Origin of the sequence: Acinetobacter sp. H1(2024), from assembly GCF_046557555.1 — a bacterium.
Classification (GTDB): domain Bacteria; phylum Pseudomonadota; class Gammaproteobacteria; order Pseudomonadales; family Moraxellaceae; genus Acinetobacter; species Acinetobacter seifertii.
Genome location: NZ_JBKGFO010000002.1, coordinates 435,807 through 456,191, shown reverse-complemented (window position 1 = coordinate 456,191; position 20,385 = coordinate 435,807). Strand labels below are relative to the sequence as shown.

The following is a 20,385-nucleotide window of genomic DNA, read 5'->3' as shown; positions in this document are numbered from 1 at the left end:
ACTTATTATATAACTCAAAAAGTTGTAGCCCCAAAAAGCGGTGTTTTATTCTTTTCGCCCGCAATTTCCCTGACGAGTTTAGGAACCAGATATCCAGGTAGGCTCGCTAACACGTCTTGATATATCGCATCTATTTCAGATGGCATTAAATCAAAATGTTGTGCACCTTTTACTTTATCTAATACGTGTAAGTAATATGGCATAACGCGAGCTTCAAATAGACGATAACTTAAATCAGTTAAAGTTTGAGCAGAATCATTGACACCTTTTAGCAATACAGCCTGATTTAGTACAGTAATGTGGTGTGAAGATAACTCCATCAACTTTGAACAAGTAAAGTCATCGAGCTCAGAAGCATGGTTCGAGTGTACCACCAGAATAATACGCAGCCTACTGTTTTTTAATAAAGAAATAAGCTCTTCGTCGATTCGATTTGGAATGACAATTGGAACTCGTGAATGAATTCGCAAAATCTTAACTTGTTTGAGAGATGATAAACGTTCTAGCCAAAGTGCAAGCTTGCGGTTAGAAAGTGTAAGTGGGTCACCACCACTTAAAATCACTTCATTAATGTCAGGATTGGCTTCGATATAGTTTTTAATATTGAGCCAATCATCATTTTTTGGCAGATTTTCCTGATAAGGGAAGTGACGGCGGAAACAATAGCGGCAATGCACAGCACATGCACCCGTCAAAGTCAGCAAAAAGCGCGATTTATATTTATGTAAAACACCCGGTAACTGATTGGCTGCTTCTTCACCTAAAGGGTCTGTAACAAACTCAGGATGTTCTTCAAGCTCTAAATGATGAGGTAATACTTGTAGTAAAAGCGGGTCAAGCGGGTTTTTAGCGTTCATTTTTCCGACGAACGCACGAGGAACACGCAATTTAAACTTTTCAGAAGCCAGAATCGCACCTGATAATAGCTGATCTGAGGATAACTCGAGTAGGCTTAGCAATTCAGAAGGATCAGTAATAAGGTCACTGAGTTGTGATTGCCAGTTTTGCTCTTGGTATAAATAGTTTATCATTTGACACGATTAAGATAATGCAACAACGCATTATATCGCATAGTTGACTTGTTAAGTTTGGAGTGTGCCTTTCATGGCCTATTATTCTACAAATGATTTCAAAGCTGGCCTTAAGGTTATGCTTGATGGTAACCCATGTTCTATCATGGAAAACGAATATGTAAAACCAGGTAAAGGTCAAGCGTTCAACCGTGTAAAATTACGTAACCTTAAAACTGGCAAAGTATTAGAAAAAACTTTCAAATCAGGTGACTCTTTAGAAGCGGCTGACATCGTTGAAGTTGAAATGGAATACCTATACAACGACGGTGAAATGTGGAACTTCATGGATCCTGTAACTTTTGAGCAAATCGCTGCAGACAAAATTGCAATGGGCGATGCTGCTAAATGGTTAAAAGACGATTCAAATGAAAAATGTACAATTATGTTGTTCAACGGCGTACCTTTAACAGTAAGCCCACCGAACTTCGTTGTATTAAAAATTGTTGAAACTGATCCGGGCGTACGTGGTGATACATCTGGCGGTGGCGGTAAACCAGCTAAGCTTGAAACAGGTGCGGTTGTTCGTGTTCCGTTATTTGTTCAGCAAGAAGAAAGCGTTCGTGTAGATACTCGTACTGGCGATTATTTAGAGCGTGCATAATAGTTAAAAAATAAACTATTATCGAAGGGATGATGTAAATCATCCCTTTTTTTATGCGAAAGTATAAGAGGAAAAAAGAAAAAGGAGGAGTAGAGTCACAGGGATTAAGAGAAACAGTACATAACAATATAAAAATGCTGTAGTTATTTATTGAGAGGTTAAGAATGGACACAATGCAAGCGAAATCTACGCTTCCCTCCAAGCTGGTCTGGAGCCTAGTGGCAATTATAGGTGCAATTTCTTTTGGGATGCTGGCACTCAGTCGTGGTGAACATGTTAACGCGGTTTGGCTTGTACTAGCTGCAGCATGTGTATATAGCATCGCATACCGATTTTATAGTCTATTTATTGCAACTAAAGTATTTGAATTAAACCCAAGACGTTTAACCCCAGCACATCGTTTAGCTGATGGTCTGGATTATGTTCCCACCAATAAATATGTGCTTTTTGGTCACCACTTTGCTGCAATTGCTGGAGCAGGGCCGTTAGTTGGACCAATTTTGGCTGCACAAATGGGCTTTTTGCCGGGAACCATTTGGCTACTGGTTGGTGTGGTTCTGGCAGGTGCGGTACAAGACTTTTTAGTTTTATTTATATCGACACGCCGTGATGGTCGTTCACTTGGTGAAATGGCAAAGCAGGAGCTTGGCTCTTTTGCTGGTGTTGTGGTAATGCTCGGTGCGCTCGGGGTAATGATTATTATCCTTGCAGTACTGGCGTTGGTGGTTGTGAAAGCACTTGCACACAGTCCGTGGGGTGTATTTAGTATTGCAGCAACCATTCCAATTGCATTGTTCATGGGCGTTTATATGCGCTTTATCCGTCCGGGACGTATTGCCGAAGTTTCAATTATTGGTTTTGTTTTAATGATGTTGGCAATTGTCTATGGTGGACATGTTGCAGCAGACCCATACTGGGGTGAGTTCTTCACTTTAACGGGTACACAACTCACTTGGTGTCTCATCATTTATGGTTTTATCGCATCAGTATTACCAGTTTGGTTGCTGTTAGCACCGCGTGATTATTTATCTACTTTCCTTAAAATCGGGGTGATTCTCGGTTTAGCGGTAGGTATTATCATTGCATTACCTGAACTAAAAATGCCTGCTGTCACTCACTTCATTGATGGTACAGGTCCAGTTTTCTCAGGTAGCTTATTCCCATTCCTATTTATTACTATTGCCTGTGGTGCTATTTCTGGTTTCCATGCGCTTGTATCAAGTGGTACAACACCAAAACTCGTCGATAACGAAGCTGATATTCGTGTGATTGGCTACGGCGGTATGCTTATGGAGTCTTTTGTCGGGATCATGGCCATGATCTGTGCGACAGTTTTAGACCCGGGTGTATATTTTGCGATTAATGCGCCAGCGGCAGTACTCGGCACAACTGTAGAGTCTGCGGCAGAAGCTGTACGTAACTTAGGTTTTGTCGTTACTCCAGAAATGTTGACAGTGTTGGCTCAAGAAGTAGGTGAAAGCTCGATTCTTTCACGTACAGGTGGTGCGCCTACCTTTGCTATTGGTATGGCTCATATCATTTCTGAAATTTTTAATAGCCGCCAAATGATGGCATTTTGGTATCACTTTGCCATTTTATTTGAAGCATTGTTTATTTTAACTGCTGTCGATGCCGGTACTCGTGCTTGTCGTTTTATGGTGCAAGACACGGTAGGTATTGTTATTCCTGCGGTTAAAGCATCAGGTTCATTCTTTGGTAATTTGGTTGGTACAGCCGTTGCAGTTGGTGGATGGGGCTTCTTCGTCTATCAAGGTGTGATTGACCCACTTGGTGGTGTTAATTCATTATGGCCTCTGTTTGGTGTTGGTAACCAAATGCTGGCTTCTATGGCACTCATTTTAGGTACAGTCATTCTGTTTAAAATGAAAAAAGAAAAATATGTATGGGTAACGATTTTCCCAACAATTTTCTTATTCGTGACCTGTATGACTGCCGGTTGGCAAAAGATTTTCCACGAAAACCCAAAAATTGGTTTCTTGGCGCAAGCACATAAGTTCTCTGATGCGATTGCTCGCGGTGAAATTATTAAACCAGCCAAAACTATTGCTGAGATGCAAAACATTGTGATGTCGAATCAGATTAATGCTGCGCTTTGTGGCTTCTTTATGATTGTTTCGATTGTCATGATTATTGCCTCAATTGGTATTGTTCGCCGTGCTTTAGCGAGTCGTACTCCGACTGTAAATGAAGCACCTGCGGTATATGCCGATCCTGAAGTGGTTACCACTCGAGGAGAATAAAGATGAATTTTAAATTTGCAAAAAATGGAACTGTCATTATTGCGAAAATCATCAAAATGACAGTGCTCTCGCAAAAAGAGCTATTACTTTCTCCAAAGAACTGGTCGCGTATAGCAACCTTGTGGCAGCGTTTGCAGCAAAGCTTTCGTCTCATGGTAGGCGTGCCGGACTATCAAACGTATTTGGAGCACATGAAAGCTCATCATCCTGATTTAACACCTATGGATGCGAAGACTTTCTACCGTCATTGTGTTGATGTGCGTTATCCATCGGCAGGCGGTACTTTAAAGAAATGCCCTTGTTAAATTGAGAGTTAAATTCAGCTAAACAAAACGGTATGTGGTTGAACCATGTGCCGTTTTATTTTTTTGGAAAATGAAAAAAGTTTGCTTAAAGTCTGCTCATTTGTATTTTTTTCAATGGCAAATCTCTTGTTTTGCTTTTGAAAAATGAATATTATGCTTTCCATTCTAGGTGTATAGCTCAGTTGGTTAGAGCGCTACGTTGACATCGTAGAGGTCTCCAGTTCGAGTCTGGATATACCTACCAAAATATTAAATTTATATGTCTATGTATCACGGCATATAAACTAAAAAGCTCTAGATATTATGTATTTAGAGCTTTTTTATTGCTTTGTATAACGTTATATGAATAGATATAGCACTTCTGAATTTGTATCATCTGATGTATCATTTAAATAAATCTAACTCATGATACAAATATTTAATGAAAAGAGCAGCAATTAAAAAAAGACCTTTATCGGATACAGTTTTAGCTAATCTAGAACCAGAAGAAAAAGATTATAGAGAACGTGATACACAACAACTTTATTTCCTAGTACAAAAAACTGGCAAAAAATCTTGGCAATTGCGATATAAAAATGAAAAAGGGGTGTGGTCTTGGAAAGGACTGGGTGCATATCCAAATGTAAGTGGAGCGATAGCTAGGCGTAAAGCGAATGAGCTATCTATCAAAATAGGAAATGGCGAGCTTATAGAGACACGGAAACAAGTCAAGAAGAAGCAACAAGAAATTGCTCAAAGGAGGTTTGATGTTTTAATGAATGAGTGGCTAGACACTAAAAAAACATCTTGGGGAGAAGACACATTTGAGAAAGCAAAAAAATCGATTAATCGACATATCATTCCCAAATTTGGTGAACGAGATTTTACTGAAATTATATCTAAAGAATGGTTTGACTTTTTTCAAGGCCTACAACGTGGCTTGAATATCCATACTCAAGTTGAGAAATTAACCTCTTATTGCCGAAATGCTTATGACTGGGCAAAGTTCCAAGGGAAAATAAATTCTAATCCACTCGATGGTATGACCACGCATTTAGATAAAAAAGTTGGTGGTAATATGAAATTCGTTGAATTAGCTGAATTTCCAAGATTAATTAAAGATATTCGTACTCATCATCAACGTAAATTAGCCATTGGTTTAGAGTTAATGGCTTTATTATTTCCTCGTCCTGTAGAATTGCGTTATGCAACTTGGAACCAATTTGATTTTGATAAAGCAATTTGGGTTAAACCTGCTGAAATTATGAAAAAGAGAGTCGTCCACGCTGTACCTTTGCCTAAACAGGCACTTAAATTATTAGAGGAGCTAAAAAACTATAAAACTGAATCAGATTTATTGTTTGCTGGTAGAAATAGCCTAAGTGAGCCTATCTCTGATAATACCTTTAATATGGCTTTAAATCGTATGGGGTATAAAGGTCGTCAGAATCCGCATGGTTTCAGGCATATTGCAAGTACAGCATTAAATAATAAATTTAGTGATAAAGAGCAAGTTGTCGAAGCATGCTTATCTCATATGAAAAAAGGTGTAAAAGGAGCTTATGATAAAGGATCGCATTTTGAAGAACGTGTTGGAATGATGCAATGGTGGGCTGATTATATTGATCAACTATTAGAAGAAGAAACATTAGTTTAGGCTGAACTTTTATATGAAATTATTTTTTAGAGATTTAGTTCTTTATAAAGGCATTCGAAAAGTTGAATTATCGAATATCTATAAGTATGAAAAAATTATTGATGCACTTGATCCAGAATCAATAATGGCTGAAAAAATTAACGAAAATGAGATAGTGTTGATTCAGGCAGAAAGAAACTGGTCAGGCTTTGGGTTGTTTTATCCTAAGCTGAGTATGATAGCTAAACTGGAATTAGTGAAGAATATGCCTAAGATTTTTCTATTAGATAAGCATGATTCTGCTATTAGTGTATTTAATGGAATTGGCAAAGTTGTATTTGATTATATAGAGTACGAGAGAGAAGTAGCTAAACTAGTTTTTTGCGGGGCATACATTTATGATGAAGATGAATAGGTAGATAATTCAATGTGAAATTTCAATTATGTATATAACTAGCGAAGACACTTAAAAAGTTTGTGAGTAAATAACAAAAAAATATTAAGTAAAAAATAATTATAAATACAGTGGATTTTTTATAAAATTTGACAAATGATTTTAGTGCTATTATTATGCGCCACCTCGGAGTGATAGTGAGTTTATTGAAGTATTAGTTAGTGAATATAAGAAAAATAAGTTAAGACTAGTTGATTTAATATTAATAGTATAATTGTTTCATTTTGACACTTAAATTTAATTAATAATAAATTCCATCATTATTACGTAATTTAAATAATGAGAGGTTATTATGTATAAAAATAAATTGGAAATAGATTTTTTAGATATTGAAGTTGAAGTTAATCATTGCCCTACAAAATTATCAAATGGTTATCATGTTTACAATAATAATAGTGATAATATTGAAGATTCTAAAATATCTTATATATCTAAAAACATTTATTCAGAGTTTAATAGTAAATTAAAAATTAAATCTATAAAATGTGTAAATGATATAAGTAATAAATTAAAGATCAGTGGTAATTTTTATAAATGGTTGTATGGGCAGAATGTAACCGGTTGTAGTAACTTAATAGAATTAGTTTTATTAGTTATTCATAAGTTAAAAAAAAGTAATTTAATTGACCCCACAGAAGAGCAATTAAAAATTATTAAATTTGGTTATTTCACAATTTTTAGAGTTGATGTTAAAAAAGATATTTTATTTGAAAGTAAACAAAATGCTCTAGAGTATCTTAATAATATTAAAAATCTTTCAAGTTATCCGTATAGAGATAAAGTTATATTTACTAATGGTGTATATTATGGATATAACTCAAGAAGCTGGCGTTTATGTATTTATCATAAAGGTAGAGAGTTGTCATCTAAAGACAATATTGCTTTAGATTTAAAAGAAAAAGCAAATCTAATGATTAGACAAGAAATAAGAATTTATTCTATCCAGTTAAGTGAGTGGGACCTGAAAATTGCATGGAAATGGTTAGATATGAATTTTATAGATAAATTTATTAATAATATTTTTAATGATATAAGAGTTCCTGATACTATTTTAAAAGATTCAAATAATAGTATTACAAATAAAAGTGATCGTAAATTTTATAATTGTTTAATTAATGGTGATATTGAAAATACATATTCAAGAACAGTCATTTTTAGAAAAAGTAAAGAATTTGCAGATAAATATAATATTGATATAAAGAAATATCTTTGATTTTAAACGGGGGTAAAATGAAAAAAATTAGAATTACAAAAAATGAAGTATGCTTTTTATTATCAATAAAAGCAGATAAACTTAGAAAACTTATAGCAGAAGATATGGATTTTCCACGTCCAATTAAAGATGGAAAAACAAGACAAGCCGCTGTTTATTTTGATTTAAATGCTATTGAAAATTGGTGGAAAAATAAATATGAAAAACTATAAATATTTATGATAATAAATTATTAATATTTAAAAACAAGATAGAACATAACTTGTTTTTAAATATTTTAAATTACTTAATATATTTATCTGATAAAGCAATAATCATTTCTCTTATGATCTTCTTATGTGAAGCTGAAAGATTGATATAAGCTTCAAATATTTCTTTATCTTTATAGCCTAATTCCTGTTGCCAAGTCGGTTCTAGATGTTGGTTTATCTTTTGAAAATTTCTTTCGAAAACTAGTTCTTCTGGAGGTACATTGAGCCATTTTGCTAGAGCTAATAATTTATCACCAGAAGGGATAGACTCTCCAATAAGCCACTTTCGCACGCCGTGTAGAGTCATCGGTTTACCAGAGTAATTCAAATTGAATTCTCTTTCTAAGACTGAGGCTTTAGGTTCATAACCTTTTGATTGCATAGCCTGAATTAAGCGTTTTGCAAATAAGGTTTTTTCATCATCATTTTTCATTCTCCAAAAATAATTAACTTAACTGACAGTTACGTAACTATTGACAAAAGTTACGTAAAAAATTAACTTTAGTTAACTTTTATTTAATTAAAAATTGGGGAACAAATGCTAAAAAATAGTCCATTGTTTATTTCGAAGATTTCAATATTAACTTTATTTTCAATTTTTTTATCATTTCTTCTTTCATACCTAGATGTGATTAAAATAAAAAATATATCTAATGATCAATCTATAAGTACACTATTAATATTTTACTTTATTGTTGGTGTATTATTTTATTGTTTAATTTACTTTATAAATAAGCGTAAGAAGGCAGCAAAAACTATATTAGTAATCTTGGAGATGATTGGAGTCATCTCATATGTATGTTCTATGTTTTTTTTAGAGTATTCTAAATTTCAGGGGCTGTTATATTTGTTGGTGATTTTTCTTGATGTTTATACATTGATTTTATTGTTTAGTGAGGACACAAATAACTTTATTAAGAAAAATTATGTTGAGAATGAAAATAAAGGGAATTTTAAAATATGGTTTTCTGCTTTATCAAGTTTAATCCTTATTGTATTGTTTAGTGCTAAATTTTTAAATAATTATGATTTTAAAAATATAGAAAATAAAAAAAACCTAGAGAGTGAAATTGTTTCTGATAAAAATTCAGATGTTGATTTGGAAAGTTTGGTATCAGATAGTAATCCAAATTATAATGATGAAGGACTTACTCACGAAAATTCGGAAACATCAAATAATCAAATACTTGAAAATACAGTTAATGATATACCTGTCGCTGTAAGATTTAGTATTAATGATGTTAATAGCTCAATTTATAATAAAACTGCATACAATATCGTAATTCAAGGACGTGCTGATAGAGAAATTGTAATTAATGATGTAGTTTTAAATAGAGGAAATAAATGTGGTCTTTCCAAATATGCTCAAGAAAAGCAATTACCAGCAATTTTGAAATTTGGTGAGTATATTGAATTGTCCATAGGTGCTTGTGATGCTCAAATGGTTCAAGAGATAGAAGTTAAAACAAGTTTTGGAAATTATATGTTTAAGCCTCAAGTTTAATTAGCTGATAGGGGATATATGGGAAAGATTATTCAGATTTTATTTTATTCTACTAGTTAAGAAGTATTGTTTTTAAAGAACGGCGGACTTAACTACTATTAGTTGTTTTAGTGTTTGGGTGGGAATAAATTTTAGTTAATATAAATATAGAAAGTTACTTGTTTTGATAATTATTAGGCATTTTTATCAAAACAAGTAACTTTCTCTTCTTCAAGATTAATGTTCGATCAGATCTGAGCTAATAGAAAGAATCTCTTAGTAAAATGCTCAAGGTTATCGTGAGCCTGCCGTATTGTAGACAGCATTATTTTCACGTCTGCCTACAGCAATTACTAATACAACAACCTCATCATCTATGATCTCATAAACCAAACGATAGCCAACACTACGAAGTTTGATTTTATATCGGTTAGGATGCCCTGATAGCTTATTCTTAGGGATTCTAGGATTCTCTAAGACTTTCATCAGTTTCTTTTTCATTGGTTGCTTAATACTAGGATTAAGCTTATTCCATTCTTCTAATGCTTCTTCTAAAAAGTCTAAGTTATAGCTCATTTATGTTTACTCGAATACGCTTTTGATTCGCACGAGTATCTGCAATTTTATTGAGTTCTAAGTCCTCTAGCTGTTCAATCATATTTTCATATAGATCAGCAGGAATACAGTAGAAAGCAGGGGTATTACGGTTAAGAATAGCAACAGCTTCACCTTTACCTGCTAATACAGTATCCATAGGACTCTTTTTGAGTTCAGTAATACTTGCAGTCATTCGTGCATGGATTAGTTGAGTCATGATTAAGCCTCTATGGTATTGATTAACTGCAATTTTGGTTGAATAACTACTAGATGATTTGGATGTTTGATTTCTGCATACTTCGTTAGTGCTTGTTTGAGTTTACTAAGCAGTGATATATCTTTTGGAGATAATACAGATCGTAGGTAAGGCATTACATACTGTAATACCTTCAACCAGTTCCGATGAATTACTACAGCTATAGCTTGAGTATCATCTTCAAAGTCATCCCAAGAAAGAATACTCAAAGCTCTTTCAAGTGTCTCATTTATGCTATGAGCTTTTTCATTAGATGAAGTTGTATGCAAATTTTTCTCTTCCAATAACGCAAATAGCTCTCTTAATTCATGCATACGAGCTTCATCTTCAATACGAGAAAGTTGTGGATTCATATTTGCTCCTGTCATAGAACACAAAATAGCACAATTAAAAGCACCTTTAAAGATGCTTTTTAAATACTTTTAGTTACTCGATAAACGGTAGCGATACCACAGCCAACGGCTTTGGCTATTTCTTCTTTTGTCAGTCCTTTATTAACTAACTCTTTGATTCTATTATGTTTAGCTGTATCTGCTTTCTTGCCACTTGGCTTGTATCCACTTCTCTCTAAACCTTGCTTAATTCGCTCCCTACGCTTGTCATTGTCCAATCTAGCCATAGTTGCTAATAAATCTATAAGCATATTGTTTACAAGGTTCAGGATAGAGCTTGTAATGGTATCGTTTAAACTAATAAGCATGTGTGTAGTTGGTAGATCTGCTACAACCAACTTCAAACCTTTTTCTTTTATGCGTCCTTTCAACACATCAAAGTCAGTTTGAGAAAGCCTAGATAGGCGGTCTACGCTCTCAACTAGTAAAGTATCGCCGTTCTTTGATTCATCTAATAGCTGATTTAATACAGGTCTATCCAACTTAGTGCCTGATTCATTCTCTACATATTCGTTCACATCACCTTTAATGGATTTAGCAAACTCTCTTAAATCATCTAATGCCCTTTCTGCATCTTGGTCTTTAGTACTGGCACGTACATAAATTCTAGTTGTCATTTCTCATTTAACTATATTTTGTTAAGTATATTGATAATACTATCATTTAATATAAATATATAGTCTATTGATAAGCAAATTATCATTTAATTTTATTATCTTTTGAGTATAGTCATCTGATAGATTTTATCAGTAGTCAATCATTTAAAGTTAATCAATTTTAATTACTTAAGGAAAACTATGTACGAATTTAAAGAACTTGTGGAGTATGCGGAAACTTATAATTTTGAAAATTTTGAAAAATTATTCAAAAAATTATGTACTTCGGTTGATCCTATAATTATTTTGAAAGAAATAAATAAAAAAGTAAATTTTATAGATCAGAGACCCAAAAAAACGTCTACTTTAAAAAATGATTTTTTAATGAAAATTAATGGTTTATTGAAAGAGGAAGGTATTGAAAATAATTTAGTTGAAACTATAAAATTTTTTGAAGCCGCGTATGCAGATATTTTACTAAAGAGAGATGAGATAAAAGGTGATACAAGCTCAGAATATATTATTGCTGCTATAATTGTAGCAGTATATATTTCTAATTATAATTTAAAATTACATTTAGATTCTATTTTAAATAATTGCAATTCTTTTCATGAGAAAATGTACTTAAATCAAGGACCACTGGGCGAAAATATAAATCCTGATAATTTTATTAACGCTCTTTCGAAAATATTAACAAATAACATTAATATTGAGTGTTATACTAATAATTGGTTTGAAAAAAAGAGTGGGGGAATTGCTATTTTACCTAAAGAAATATTGAAAATATTGGAAGTCTATGACGCTTCAGAAAAAAAACATATAGATATTGTCAAGAATTTATCAGTAAATACAGGTTTATGGGATATTCTAGAAGAAGCTGATTTTCATTTTAGATTATTAAAAGAGGATATTGTTTTTTGTGATAATGGTTCAATTACTATATCAAATAATAACGATAGTAAATTTCTAAAATATGCATCTATTGCAAATGAACGAATAAGTAGAATGATATTAAATAATATTGTTAAAATGAATAATATAAATAAAAAAGGTAAAAATTATTTTATATATCAAGAAAAAATAAAATTTTCACTTTTACTTCATGTTGATATAGATAATGATCAAGAATATGATGGATTAACTGTAAAAGAATGGATCAATTCTTTTTACTTGTTAAGAGATATTACCCTAAAGTCGGATAGCCCAATCATATTAAGTGATGATGAGTTAGTGGAACTTTTTAGTCAAATTCATGTAAATGAAGAGAAATGTAAGAAAGTTATTAACAGCTTATTATTTAAAAAAGGAACTCCTGATATCTTTGATACCCCAATAGTAAAGTTTGAGGGCGGTTTAAATTTACTAATTTCTTTTGGCTTGAACTCTCCTAATATGATAAATATTATCAGTTCTATATTGTCAAAAAAAGAACTTGCCTTAAAAAACAAAGGCGAAAATTTTGAAGCAAATGCTTTTAATCTTTTTAAAAAATTAGAAAAAAAATTTAATTTTAGATGTTCATCACCAAATAGAAAAATTAATGGTGAACAATATCAATATGATATTGTAATAGAATGGGACGATTTAATTTTCATCTTTGAGTGTAAAAATCGGTCAATTCCTAGTACGTTACCTACTTCAATATCAAGTTTTAGAGAAAAAATTGATGAGTATACTTATCAAGTTAATAGGCTTAAATATGCTCTATCACAGAATCCAAATGAATTTTCAATTGATATTACATCTAAGAAAATTGTCCCAGTAATAATGAATTCATTATCTTTTTCGTTGGATTTTGAAATAGATGGTGTGATTTTTACTGATTTTTCTATTATATCAAGATTTTTTTCAGAAAGATATTTGACTAAGAATGTAATAAAGAAGGGTCATATTAAAAAAGAGAATATTTATGATCAATGGAATGGTAAATTACCTAGGGCTATTGATTTTTTAAATTTTATTTCTAATCCATTTCAAGTTGTAGAGGCAAAAAAAAGATTTATATACTCTGAGACTAAGCATGATATTATTGGGCATAGTTTAATTATAGATAGGTCATTTATTAAATAATGTAATATAATTATTTTTTCAAAATTGATACTAAATTTTTTAAATTCTAAAGTTTAGTATCTTTTTTTGTATTGTTTTATATATATTATATATTCCACACTTTTACATTAGGAGGAGGGTTTAACAAAATCATATTTCTTAAAGAAATAATTTCATTACTAATATTCTCTAGAATAGGTAAACCCTCATCACACTTTTGCACTATATGATTTAGAATTAACCAATTTAACAGGACACTAGCTTTTTCAATATTTGCATATTCGAAATCACCACCTAAAAAAGTTACTAAAGTACTTTCATCTTGAAAAATTTTGCTCATCCATTTTTGTGCAAAATGATTTTTTTTATCTTTAATATTTTTATATGCATAGTTAAAGCTGCCTGCAATCGCATCTGCTAATTGAATGCCGTAGAAACTTTTCGAATCAACCATTTGTACAGGCTGTTTTAAATTAAATGTAAGAGGTTGTTCTAGATTCATTTTTTCATGAATTTGAGATTTTTTCTCAGTTCTTCCAACCATATTATTAAATATTTCTTGATTAGCATTTAGGGGTTTTGATGAGTCACAATATACATCCAAAATATCAATTTCCTGTCCCCATTTACCCAAACTACTGAATAAACAAGTAGTTGTAATAACTAGAATCCATTTTCCTGCACCTTCTCCTAAATAACCATCCATTTCATATAAAAAAGAGTCTTTATTGTAGTGAGCAAATTTTTGAATTTGACTTAAAACAGGATCTGGTTGATTACTGACAAGATGAAATAAGGATTCAGTAGGAGTATCTACTCCTTGCTTCATAACCGTATAAAACTCTTCAAAAATAACTTCTGCTGATTTGTCCTGAGTCACTAATTTTAAATGAAGATAATCAGTAATAAATCTATGAAAATTGATTCCATAAAAAATAGAGTTTTTCTGTGCTAATGCAGGTTCAAAAATATATTCAAAGAACTTACCAGCGATAACATATTTCTTATCGCAAATACATATCTTATATCTGCCATCCAAGATTTCTAGAATTTCATCAAGTGCTCGTAATCCTTTTGGACTTTTTACGAGATTTCCCGATTTAATTTCACCATTTTGAATTCCATATTTCAGAATGACTTTTTCTACAATATATTTAGATTCTTGTTCATTTGATGCTACAGATGCAAATGTAAATATTGGTTGGCCGGCATCTAAAAGTCTATTTCCTGTAAAACCTGATTCATCACAATAAATTTGTAAATTATTTAAATCATTGTTTAGTTGCACGGTAAACCTAACTTATCAAAAAAAGCTCTATTTCGTTCTTTTGCAGAATTAACTAACCTATCAAAAGAAATAACTTCAATATAACAGTTCAAGTTTTTCTTATAACCAAAAAATCCCATCTTGTCAGAGGTTTCGGTAAGATCATGGATTTCTTTACATCTGTCATTCATACTTGGTGTCAAATCACAGATTACATAACAAAAACCTGGCACATCTTTAGAGTCAGGAATAGGTCTTCCAGTAGCAGTAGTAGCTTTTCCATTTCTTATACGACGTAAATAACCAAATACTTGCTCTACAGGATCTTTATCTTCACCACTTTTAATATCATTACGCATAGGGCGTTTAATTTCGACGATTGTTAATGATGCTAAAGGTAGCTTTTTACCTTCTGATATAAGAAGGGGTTCATCATATACATTCAATGCACAAAGATCGGGTTCTTTATTATCTGTCGAGTCTGTAATAGGCATTGAGGATAATGTTTTATCCGAAGCTAAATAATCATGGAAAGCTAATCTTTCATCTATAAGCCATAAGTTACACTTATCTAAACCAATATCTTCAGAGGTTTGACGCATAGGCATTATAAGTTGGTGGATTAAATCCTCTCTTGAATATTTCCCATCACTTCCTCGTTGTATTGCTTTTTCAAGAATGTCTAACACAACTTTGCGGTTACAAACATAGCCAGCTAAGTCAGATTTCTTAACATCATCGACCTTTTGCATATAATCAACAATTCGAGACTGAATATCTTCTTCTTCTTTGTCTACATCTTTTATAAGATCATGTCCTTGAGAAAGAATTTGACTTTCAATATCAGTCAAATATTTATGTAAAAGCAGATCTAATTCTTTGTCAGAAATTTCTGGATTAACAAAAAATACTTCGTTCGGAATGTATTTTAAAATTGATTTATAACGAGGGGCTTTAGTTGCAACATAGTCATGCACTCTTTGACGCCCTAATTCTTTATACTGAATTAAAAACTCATTGAGATGAGTCGTGATTTTAGAGTAAACAATTTCACGAATTTGAACTTCATTTATAGCATTCGAGTATAAATCGGTTTGGTCTTGATCAATATTGAAGTCTATGCGTTCAGGTCTGACAATTTCATCAAGATATGTAGATGTTAGATAGCAACAGTATGTAAAGTCACCTTTGTTGTGTTGGATTTTTCCATGTAAACCTGCAATTTTACCTATCAGATTTTCTTCTTTAACAACTCGACCTGCAGCACACCAAGCAATACAAGGAGGGCGAGTTTTTGATTTCAATTTAATGTGTAGAAGTTCAAATTTAATGCCCGAAACGTCAAAACTTTCTGGCACGGCAGATTCAAACATTTGAGCATCAAATAATTCATTTAAATTAATGATTTCATTTTGATCATATATGGTTATTTTGGGAGCACCACCTTCTCTGACAAAATACCACAAACAATGTTCTAAGATATTGTTAGCTATTGCACTGCAAGATTTAGGTGATCTTTTTTCATATTTATCAATAAAATCTTCAAGTTTAATAGTTGTTGACAGAGGTTCTGTTTTCTCTATTGCATTTATTGATGAAAGATAAATGCCATTTTTTTTATTAAAGTTAAATTTCCTCTTTTGTACTTCATTTTTTGAATCTATAAAATTACTTTCGACTGATACATTCGTAAAGGCTTTTAGCCACATTAAACGACCTACACCTCGACATCCTTTTTTTGCTTTATATTCACTATCTAACGTTTCAAATGAGTTCATATTAGCCTCATTGAATCCAATACCGTTATCAATGATTGTAAACCCATAAATAGGTGAATTGTTTTCAACTGCTATGTCTTGTGCTAGCGTGCTTTGAATATTACGATCAATATAGATTTTTATAGAAGGATCGATATTATTTGTGCATTCATCTATAGAGTGTATTGAATTCACTACGGCTTCAAATAATGGCATTAAACATTGATTGTATGGCAGAGTAGTATTTCTCAATCTCCCTTCAAGTGATGTATTAATTGCCATTGCTGTATCCTAAATTTTATGAGTTGTAAAAAAGAGTTTTAATAATTTCTATTCTAATAATTCTATAAGCTTAACACTATTCAATTTTGCTTCCTCTAGAGCTTTCTTTCTCCTGTAGTCTAATTCTCGTGATTCAACTGTTCTAACATTAAATGTAATACTGGGATAAAGCTTTTTTAGTTTTACTTCAACATGTCTCTGAAGCTTTTCAGCTAAAGCCTTATCTTGAATAAACTCACATTTGGTCTTTTTTAACCTGCCATTTAAGCTGATGTAGACGTGAGCTTTTTCCTCATTACGAATACCTATTTCTTCGAAATGGAGACCATAACTTGGTGACCAACCTTCCCGAAAAGTATTGGGTAAATCTCCATAATCAAGGCAAGCTTCAAGGGTATATAATTTTCTTAACTCATTATCCTTCATGACTAATACCTAAATTTTATACTGATTCGATAGTGTAATCTTCACCTAAGACCATCTGCCCAGACCATGTTTCTGCTGTTTCTTTTGCTTCTTCATAATGAGTAAATTGCCCATTCGCTATAGCTTTTTCTCTAGACGGGGTTGTATCTATATCATCCTCACCAGCGGTGAAATAATTTCCTGAATCAAGAAGTTTTACGATGAATCCCATGTGATACCTTATATTATTTAGAGTTTATTTTTTATAAGTTACAATATTTTATGAAATGGTACTACTCTAATTTGACTAAAATTATTGTAATAAAAAACCTTTTTAGTAAAAATAATAAGCACTTTTTTGAATTGGTCTTATTTAAATAAATCTAACTTGTGATACAAATATTTAATGAAAAGAGCAGTAATTAAAAAATCCTTTATCGGATACGGTTTTAACTAATTCTAAACAAATAGCCCCTAAGGTGTATTTAATTATTTACTATAAACAACATCTTTCTTCTGATATCTAAGAGTAAAACTATAACTACAGTTTTTACACTTGTAATTAGTAAAAGGTAAAAGAATACTATTATTAGAAGTGAACTTTGTTTGGATGCTATTGCATACAGGTCAATGTAGTCTCATTTTATATCCTTTTTAAAATATAATATGTACTTAGATATTCTTATATCAATAAAAATTAATAATATTGAGTATTATTATATATTTCGGTAGAATATATCTATTAATAATAAGGCTATAATAACAGTGATGGATAATATTTTTGGTATTTTAGACAAGTTAGGTTTTGGAACACAAAAACGTGCCATTAGTGCTAAATTTTCGAATTTACAACTTAATTCCCAAATTATGTTGCAACGTATTGATGGTTATCACGGCATTAATGAAGGATTGTCCGCAGAACTCATTTGCTTATCTACCAATCCGTATTTAGAGCTTAAACAGTTCATTGGTTGCCATGTAGCAGTAGATCAAGTTACAGATTCAGGTCAACTTTTTAGAATGACAGGGATTATTACGGGCGCATCTCAAGGTCAATCCGATGGTGCTTTGAGTATTTACCGTTTAACCATGCAAGATTCAACAAGTTTATGGCATAAAAGACGCAATAGCCGTGTATTTATGAATAAAAGTGTTGTAGATATTATTGAAATAATTTTCAAAGAATGGCAGTCAAAAAGTCCGTTATTTGCTTCAACTTTAAAATTAGATACTAGTGGTTTAGCTAAATCTTATGATATTCGACCTTTCTCAATGCAATCTAACGAAAGTGATTATGAATATTTGACCAGATTAATGCGTGAAGAATCAATTAATTGGCTAATTGATGAGGCTCAGTATATTGTATCAAATAATAGCGAAAGTATAGAAGTACAAAAATTACGCTTAATAGATGATAATAACAAATTTCAGTCCCTTGAGCGGAGAACCATTCGTTATCATCGTTCAAATGCTACAGAACAATATGATAGCATCACTAGCTTTATAGCTCAGCGACAGTTACAACCAACAGCCATACATGTACAACGTTGGCAAGCAGACAGTCTAAGTCAAGAAGATGCCAGCGGCTCGGTTGTGAGTTCCCATAAACACAGTTCAAATAGAGATAATGAGAGCCTGAGTCTGGAACAAGCATGGAATATCTCTCCTGCATGGATAAGTGATCTAAAGAGAGAAGATCAGGCAACAAAGTCAGGTAATAACCAGTTAGAAAAGCTCAACAAGCAATTTAATCAATATCAAGCCTTACAAGCCAAATACTTCACCGCTCAAAGTAGTGTCCGTGATACTCAAGTTGGTTACTGGTTTCAATTAATTGATTATCCAGAACTTGAGAAAAATCATAGCTTGAATGATAGAGAGTTTTTAATCCTTAATAAGCATTTTTATAATCAGAATAACCTTCCAAAAGATTTGAAAGATCAACTTGAAAAGTTGCTTACACTTAGCCATTGGGAAACTAGCAAAGATAGTAATCAAGAACGTCAAGCCAATGAACTTATGGTGGTACGTCGAAATATTGATATTGTTCCTGAATATGATCCATTAAAGCATCGTCCTTTTGCCCATGTACAGCGTGCAAAAGTCACTACAAATGGAGAAGAAATTCATGTAGATGAATGGGGGCGTATTAAAGTTCGTTTCTTATTTACCCGTAGTGATGATCATAGTCATGATGGTGGTGCAGGTTCTAATGATAATGATACAGACTCAGCTTGGGTAGATGTTCTTACTCCGTGGGCGGGTGAAGGCTATGGCGCACGATTTTTACCACGCAAAGATGAATTGGTTGTAATTGACTTCTTCGATGGCAATATTGACCGTCCATTTGTGACAGGGCGTATTCATGAAGCACAGCGAAATCCAACGAAGTTCGATATAAAGGGAAAATTGCCTGATACTAAAAAGCTCTGCGGTATCCGTTCTAAAGAAGTCGGTGGTGAGGGTTTTAACCAACTGAGATTTGATGATACCACTGGACAAATCAGTGCCCAACTTCACAGTAGTCATGGTGCAACGCAGCTTAATCTAGGTAATTTAAGTCATCCTAAAGAAAATGAAACAAGTGATGGTCGTGGTGAGGGATTTGAATTGCGTTCTGATCAATGGGGGGCGATTAGAGCAGGCAAAGGTGTGCTTATTTCCACTTATAAACAAGACAGTGCAAAGGGGACACATCTTGATGCACATGAAGCTATAGCTCAGCTAGAAGGTAATTTTAATAATGCTAAAACTTTAAGCTCAATTGCAAAAAATCAAAAAACAGATGAAATTGAGTCGTTTGAGCAATTAAAGGTATTTTTTGAACAGATCGAAAAAAATATAGGTACATTAAAAAAAGCCATTATGTTATTGAGTGCTCCCAACAGCATAGGATTATCTACATCTGAAGATATTCATCTCTCCGCAGATGGGCAAATTAATCAATATGCCAACAAGAGTATTAATCAGAGCACCAGTAAAAACTTTGTCTTACATGCACAAGATAAGATCAGTTTGTTTGCAGCAGAGGCAGGAGCACGGTTATTTGCAGGAAAAGGAAAAATTGAGTTACAAGCACAAAATGATCAACTTGATATTGTTGCGAGGAAAGGTATCCAAATTATTTCCACCGAAAGTGAAGTCATTATAAGAGCCAATAAAAAAATTGTATTGGAATCTGGTGGATCAAGAATTGAAATCAGTGGCTCAGGTATACGTAATGCGACAGGTTCAGTATTTGAAGTGAAAGCTGGTCAGCACCAGTTTAAGGGCGGTGAGCAAAAAGCTTATCCTGAATATAAATTACCCGTTCTACAAGAATTTAGTCAAAAGTTCTTAATTAAAGATTCAAACAATAAAATATTAAAAAATATGAATTATTTAGCTGTAACCAAAAGCGGTGTCTATTATGAGGGTAAAACAGATGAAGAAGGTTATACCAAGCGGATATACCGACCTGAATCCGAAGGCATGCAAGTCTATTTAGGACAAGAAGCCGAAGAAAAATTAAAAGAAATAAAGGGGTGA

General features: G+C 32.5%; 20 protein-coding genes and 1 tRNA gene. 11 read left to right on the top strand and 10 right to left on the bottom strand.

Going from position 1 to position 20,385, the window contains the following annotated elements; all coding sequences use genetic code 11:
- Positions 1–14 precede the first annotated feature (14 nt).
- Positions 15–1,031: an EF-P beta-lysylation protein EpmB gene (gene epmB / locus ACLCEG_RS07930; RefSeq protein WP_002052728.1), complete on the bottom strand. Its 1,017-nt coding sequence runs from the start codon at positions 1,029–1,031 to the stop codon at positions 15–17.
- A gap of 73 nt (positions 1,032–1,104) precedes the next feature.
- On the opposite strand from epmB, the gene efp reads away from it, so the two are divergent.
- From efp to ACLCEG_RS07890, 8 genes are all read left to right on the top strand, one after another.
- Positions 1,105–1,674, top strand: coding sequence for an elongation factor P (gene efp, locus ACLCEG_RS07925; RefSeq protein WP_263614294.1), 570 nt, complete (start codon positions 1,105–1,107; stop codon positions 1,672–1,674).
- 164 nt (positions 1,675–1,838) lie between these two features.
- Positions 1,839–3,935, top strand: a complete 2,097-nt coding sequence (locus ACLCEG_RS07920; RefSeq protein WP_410566999.1) for a carbon starvation CstA family protein — start codon at positions 1,839–1,841, stop codon at positions 3,933–3,935.
- 2 nt (positions 3,936–3,937) lie between these two features.
- Entirely contained in the window at positions 3,938–4,240 is a 303-nt protein-coding gene (locus tag ACLCEG_RS07915) for a YbdD/YjiX family protein (RefSeq protein ID WP_002052430.1), read from the top strand.
- A gap of 167 nt (positions 4,241–4,407) precedes the next feature.
- Positions 4,408–4,484, top strand: a tRNA-Val gene (locus tag ACLCEG_RS07910).
- Positions 4,485–4,661: 177 nt separating this feature from the next.
- The gene (locus tag ACLCEG_RS07905) at positions 4,662–5,876 is read left to right on the top strand and encodes a tyrosine-type recombinase/integrase (protein WP_032007347.1); all 1,215 of its coding nucleotides are present in this window, start codon (positions 4,662–4,664) and stop codon (positions 5,874–5,876) included.
- Between the two features lie 13 nt (positions 5,877–5,889).
- Entirely contained in the window at positions 5,890–6,270 is a 381-nt protein-coding gene (locus tag ACLCEG_RS07900; protein ID WP_032007346.1) for a hypothetical protein, read from the top strand.
- 331 nt (positions 6,271–6,601) lie between these two features.
- Positions 6,602–7,522, top strand: coding sequence for a phage/plasmid replication protein, II/X family (locus tag ACLCEG_RS07895; RefSeq protein WP_410566996.1), 921 nt, complete (start codon positions 6,602–6,604; stop codon positions 7,520–7,522).
- 17 nt (positions 7,523–7,539) lie between these two features.
- Complete coding sequence (locus ACLCEG_RS07890; RefSeq protein WP_032007344.1) at positions 7,540–7,734, top strand: hypothetical protein; 195 nt, start codon at positions 7,540–7,542, stop codon at positions 7,732–7,734.
- 70 nt (positions 7,735–7,804) lie between these two features.
- Here ACLCEG_RS07890 and ACLCEG_RS07885 read toward each other — a convergent pair whose 3' ends face one another.
- On the bottom strand, positions 7,805–8,206 hold the full coding sequence (locus tag ACLCEG_RS07885) for a helix-turn-helix transcriptional regulator (protein WP_032007343.1): 402 nt from the start codon (positions 8,204–8,206) through the stop codon (positions 7,805–7,807).
- A 105-nt stretch (positions 8,207–8,311) separates the two neighbouring features.
- On the opposite strand from ACLCEG_RS07885, the gene ACLCEG_RS07880 reads away from it, so the two are divergent.
- Positions 8,312–9,277, top strand: a complete 966-nt coding sequence (locus ACLCEG_RS07880) for a hypothetical protein (RefSeq protein WP_050450609.1) — start codon at positions 8,312–8,314, stop codon at positions 9,275–9,277.
- Positions 9,278–9,550: 273 nt separating this feature from the next.
- On the opposite strand, the gene ACLCEG_RS07875 is transcribed toward ACLCEG_RS07880, so the two are convergent.
- Genes ACLCEG_RS07875 through ACLCEG_RS07860 form a run of 4 tightly spaced genes read right to left on the bottom strand, consistent with a single transcriptional unit; the run spans position 9,551 to position 11,118 of the window.
- Positions 9,551–9,832 carry a type II toxin-antitoxin system RelE family toxin gene (locus tag ACLCEG_RS07875; RefSeq protein WP_032007341.1) on the bottom strand — a complete coding sequence of 94 codons (282 nt, stop codon included), beginning with the start codon at positions 9,830–9,832 and terminating at the stop codon, positions 9,551–9,553.
- Positions 9,822–10,070, bottom strand: a complete 249-nt coding sequence (locus ACLCEG_RS07870) for a type II toxin-antitoxin system Phd/YefM family antitoxin (protein ID WP_029424561.1) — start codon at positions 10,068–10,070, stop codon at positions 9,822–9,824. The genes ACLCEG_RS07875 and ACLCEG_RS07870 overlap by 11 nt, the downstream gene beginning before the upstream one ends.
- A 2-nt stretch (positions 10,071–10,072) precedes the next feature.
- Positions 10,073–10,462, bottom strand: coding sequence for a hypothetical protein (locus tag ACLCEG_RS07865; protein WP_050450608.1), 390 nt, complete (start codon positions 10,460–10,462; stop codon positions 10,073–10,075).
- A 59-nt stretch (positions 10,463–10,521) separates the two neighbouring features.
- Positions 10,522–11,118 carry a recombinase family protein gene (locus ACLCEG_RS07860; RefSeq protein WP_410566994.1) on the bottom strand — a complete coding sequence of 199 codons (597 nt, stop codon included), beginning with the start codon at positions 11,116–11,118 and terminating at the stop codon, positions 10,522–10,524.
- 180 nt (positions 11,119–11,298) lie between these two features.
- Here ACLCEG_RS07860 and ACLCEG_RS07855 point away from each other — a divergent pair, with 180 nt between their 5' ends.
- Complete coding sequence (locus ACLCEG_RS07855; protein WP_410566992.1) at positions 11,299–13,167, top strand: hypothetical protein; 1,869 nt, start codon at positions 11,299–11,301, stop codon at positions 13,165–13,167.
- 85 nt (positions 13,168–13,252) lie between these two features.
- Here ACLCEG_RS07855 and ACLCEG_RS07850 read toward each other — a convergent pair whose 3' ends face one another.
- Genes ACLCEG_RS07850 through ACLCEG_RS07835 form a run of 4 tightly spaced genes read right to left on the bottom strand, consistent with a single transcriptional unit; the run spans position 13,253 to position 17,089 of the window.
- The gene (locus ACLCEG_RS07850; protein ID WP_410566990.1) at positions 13,253–14,434 is read right to left on the bottom strand and encodes a DUF3800 domain-containing protein; all 1,182 of its coding nucleotides are present in this window, start codon (positions 14,432–14,434) and stop codon (positions 13,253–13,255) included.
- Positions 14,425–16,452 (bottom strand): ATP-binding protein, encoded by a 2,028-nt coding sequence (locus tag ACLCEG_RS07845; protein WP_410566988.1) that lies wholly within the window; start codon positions 16,450–16,452, stop codon positions 14,425–14,427. The genes ACLCEG_RS07850 and ACLCEG_RS07845 overlap by 10 nt, the downstream gene beginning before the upstream one ends.
- Positions 16,453–16,500: 48 nt before the next feature.
- Entirely contained in the window at positions 16,501–16,878 is a 378-nt protein-coding gene (locus ACLCEG_RS07840; RefSeq protein ID WP_410566986.1) for a hypothetical protein, read from the bottom strand.
- Between the two features lie 16 nt (positions 16,879–16,894).
- Positions 16,895–17,089 carry a hypothetical protein gene (locus tag ACLCEG_RS07835; protein ID WP_410566984.1) on the bottom strand — a complete coding sequence of 65 codons (195 nt, stop codon included), beginning with the start codon at positions 17,087–17,089 and terminating at the stop codon, positions 16,895–16,897.
- A gap of 533 nt (positions 17,090–17,622) precedes the next feature.
- Between ACLCEG_RS07835 and ACLCEG_RS07830 the strand changes: the two genes are divergently transcribed.
- The gene (locus ACLCEG_RS07830) at positions 17,623–20,385 is read left to right on the top strand and encodes a type VI secretion system Vgr family protein (protein WP_410566982.1); all 2,763 of its coding nucleotides are present in this window, start codon (positions 17,623–17,625) and stop codon (positions 20,383–20,385) included.